General features: G+C 63.1%; 1 protein-coding gene. It reads right to left on the bottom strand.

Annotated features, from left to right (window positions below; translation table 11 throughout):
* Positions 1-631, bottom strand: a 631-nt coding sequence (locus ABD971_RS32320; protein ID WP_345327834.1) for a putative Ig domain-containing protein, incomplete at both ends; no start/stop codon positions are given.

Genomic DNA, 631 nt, shown 5'->3' with positions numbered 1-631 from the left:
GGCGTCCAAGTGAACACGCCCGTCGTCGGATCGATCGAGGCTCCCGCTGGAACGCTGCCGCCGGTGCCGTTGGCCAAGCTGAACGTCAGCGTGTTGGCCGGCAGGTCGGCGTCGGTTGCGCTGGCGGTAAAGCTCAGCAAGGTTCCTTCGGTGGCACTCTTGTTACCGACCGGATTCAAGACCGGAGCCACGTTCACTTCGTCGACCGTGATCGTGATCGCTTCGACGTCGCTCAGCGTGCCGTCACTGACGACCACGTTGAAGGTATAGCTTCCAGGTCCCTGAGCTTCGCTCGGTGTCCACGAGAAGACACCGCTCGCTGGATCGATCGTCGCCCCGGCAGGTACGCTACCACTGAGGCTGAAGGTCAGCGTCTGAGCCGGAGCATCGGCATCCGTCGCCGTGGCAGTAAAGCTGATCGCGGTTCCTTCGTCCACGGCAGCCGTCGGGGCAGCCGAGACATCCAGTACCGGTGCCACATTGGCTTCAAGTACCGTCACGGTAATCGTCTGGCTGGTCGTCGCCGTACCGTCATTGACAGTCACGTCGAAGGTGTAGACGCCCGGACCGTCGGCTTCACTCGGTGTCCAGGTAAACGCACCGGTGCCGCTGTCGATCGAGGCTCCGACCG

It is taken from the genome of Novipirellula rosea (assembly GCF_039541335.1).
Lineage (GTDB): Bacteria > Planctomycetota > Planctomycetia > Pirellulales > Pirellulaceae > Novipirellula > Novipirellula rosea.
Note: the sequence above shows the minus strand (reverse complement) of the source record. Positions and strands in the feature narration are given on the sequence as shown.